At 73.3% G+C, this 2729-nt stretch carries 1 protein-coding gene; it reads right to left on the reverse strand.

Annotated elements, in window-relative coordinates; genetic code table 11:
• On the reverse strand, positions 1 to 2729 hold a 2729-nt coding region (locus AB8Z36_RS36070; RefSeq protein ID WP_369217611.1), incomplete at both ends, for an acyltransferase domain-containing protein.

Raw genomic sequence — 2729 nt, forward strand, 5'->3', positions numbered from 1 at the left:
ACGTAGCGCCGCCCGTCCCGGAAGGCGATCTGGTCCTCGCCGGACCGTCCGGTGATCTCCGCCACCAGTCGGCGTGCCTCGCCCTCGTCGGGTCCGTCGTCCAGGTCGACGATCCCGCCCCACATCCCGGCGAACTCCTGATGGCCGATGACGCGGCCGATGCCCCACATCGGGGAGCCCGGCAGCGACAGGGGCCTCGGGGCGCCCTTGACGTCCTGTGCGGTACGGGTGACCAGCCACACCCTGAGCAGCCGCCGGGTGACGCCCGCGGCCAGCGCCTGCATCAGGTGCAGGACCGACAGGGCGCCCAGGTCCTGGCCGCTCTCCAGTGCCTCCGCGGGCCCGGACGCGTCGAAGGGCACGTCCAGGCTCCACAGGTGGACGACCGTGCCGATCTCGGTGTCCCGGGCGAGCCGCTCGCACAGGAGCCGGTAGTGCTCGGCGCGGGTGGGGTCGAGGACGTAGCCGTCCTCGGTGCTTCCGACGGGCTCGGGGACGGCGCCGGGGGTCACGGTGACGACGCGGCGTCCGGCCAGGGTGAGGCGCTTGGCCACCTCGGCGCCGATGCCGTCGGCGCCGGTGAACAGCAGGCAGGTGCCCGCCGGTTCGTCGGCCGGAACCTGTGCGGGCTCGCTGCCCGCGTCCTCCTCCGCCACGGGCGCGGGCCGCCAGTGCACCTCGTAGAGCCCCTGGTCGAGGCGTTCGGGGCGCAGACCGGCCGCGGTGTCCAGGGACTGCGCGCGGAAGCCCCGGATCTCCACGAGGGTGCGGCCCCGGGCGTCGCAGAGCGAGAGGTCGCTGACGATGGCACGGGCGTCGGCCTCGACGACGTCGGCGACCACGTACATCTCGTCGGCCGTGCCGCCCCGGACGCGGATGCTGTCGACGCCGACCGGCAGATACGGTCCGGGCGGCCGGGTGCCGTCCGCCGCGGGTGGTGTGGCGGACGCCAGCAGGACCTGGAAGGCCGCGTCGATGAGGGCGGGGTGGAAACGGTAGGAGTCCAGGTCGCCGCGGACGGACTCCGGGACGGTGACCCGGCCCCATGCCCGGCCGTCGCCGACGGCGATCTCCTGGACGGCCCGGAACGCGGGCCCGTACTGGAAGCCCATCCGCTCGACGCGCTCGTAGAACTCCCGGTGGGTGAGGTGATGGCGGCAGGCGCGGCGCACCGCGTCCAGGTCGTGTCCGGTGCGGGCCGCGGGGTGTCTGGTGAGCCGGGTGCTCGCGTGCAGGGTCCAGGTGCGCTCGCCGCCGGGCGAGGCCGTGAAGGCGGCTGTCTCCACGCGGCCGCTCTCCTGGTGCAGGGTGGTGCGCAGCCGCGGGTCGGCGGTGTCGGGCAGCACCAGGGCCCTGCGCAGCTCCAGGTCCTCCAGGGTGTAGTCGCCTTCCCCGTAGATCTCGTGGGCGGCCGCGAGGGCCAGTTCGATGAAGGCGGCGCCGGGCAGCACGGTGTTCCCCTGCACCCGGTGGTCGGCGAGTACGGGCAGCAGCCGGGTGTTGACCTCCCGCTCCCAGGTGGGGTGGGTGGCGTTCATGCGCTGGCCGAGCAGCGGGTGGACCTCGGTGTAGTGGCGGTCCTCACGTGCTTCGGCGGACTCGTTCCAGTAGCTCTTGAGCTGCCACGGGTAGGGCGGCAGCCGCAGGGGGCGGGCGTCCGGGCCGTGCAGGGCCGCCCAGTCCACCGCGTGGCCGTTGCTGTAGAGGGCGCCCAGGGACGTCAGGAGCACCGCGTCGTCGGGTTCGTCGCGGCGCAGTGAGGGCACCACGAGCCCTTCGACGCCCTGCTCCGCGAGGATCTCGCGCATCGGGCCCGCCAGGACGGGATGCGGGCCGAGTTCGACGACATGGGTGCAGCCGTCGGCGATGAGCTGGCGGAAGGCGGCGGCGAAGAGCACGGTGGCGCGGACGTTCTGCCACCAGTAGCGGGCGTCGGCGCCGCGTCCTTCGATGCGGGTGCCGGTCACCGTCGAGTAGAGGGGAAGCGTGGCGGGCCTCGGGCGCAGGTCGGCCAGGCCCTTCTCCAGGTCCTCGCGCAGGGGGTCCATGAAGTGGCTGTGGTAGGGCACTTCGACGGTCAGGAACCGGTGGAAGACCCCGAAGGTCTCCAGCTGGTCGGCCATGCTCTGGAGGATCTTCGCGTCGCCCGCCAGGGTCACCGCGGTCGGGCTGTTCACCGCGGCGACGGAGACCAGCGGACCGGCGTCGGCGACCGCCTGGTCGAGCGTCTCCGGCGTCATGCCCACGGCCAGCATCCGTCCGGTTCCGGTGGCGCGCTGCTGGAGGCTGCTGCGGTAGTAGTTCACCTTGACCGCGTCCTCGAAGCTGAGCACGCCCGCGAGGTACTGGGCGGCGACCTCGCCCGTGCTGTGTCCCACCACGGCGTCCGGCTCGATGCCCCAGGAGCGCCAGAGCGCGGCGAGGCCGAGCTGGACGGCGAAGTTGGCGGGCTGGGCGACTTCCGTCTCGGCCATCCGGGAGGTCTCCTCGGGTGCGAGGAGCTCGTCGAGGAGCGACCAGCCGGTGTACTTGGCCAGTTCGCGGTCGCACCGCTCGACGACGGCGCGGAAGGTCTCCTCGGTGTTCAGGAGCTGCCGTGCCATGGCCCACCACTGCGGTCCCATGCCGGAGCAGACGAAGGCCAGCTTCGGCCGCTCCTCCGCCGGTACGCGCCCGGTGACCACGCCCTTGGTCTCGCGGCCCGCGCGGAAGGCGTCGAGCTTCTCGGC

The sequence above is a fragment of the Streptomyces flavofungini genome, from assembly GCF_041028215.1.
Lineage (GTDB): Bacteria > Actinomycetota > Actinomycetes > Streptomycetales > Streptomycetaceae > Streptomyces > Streptomyces flavofungini_B.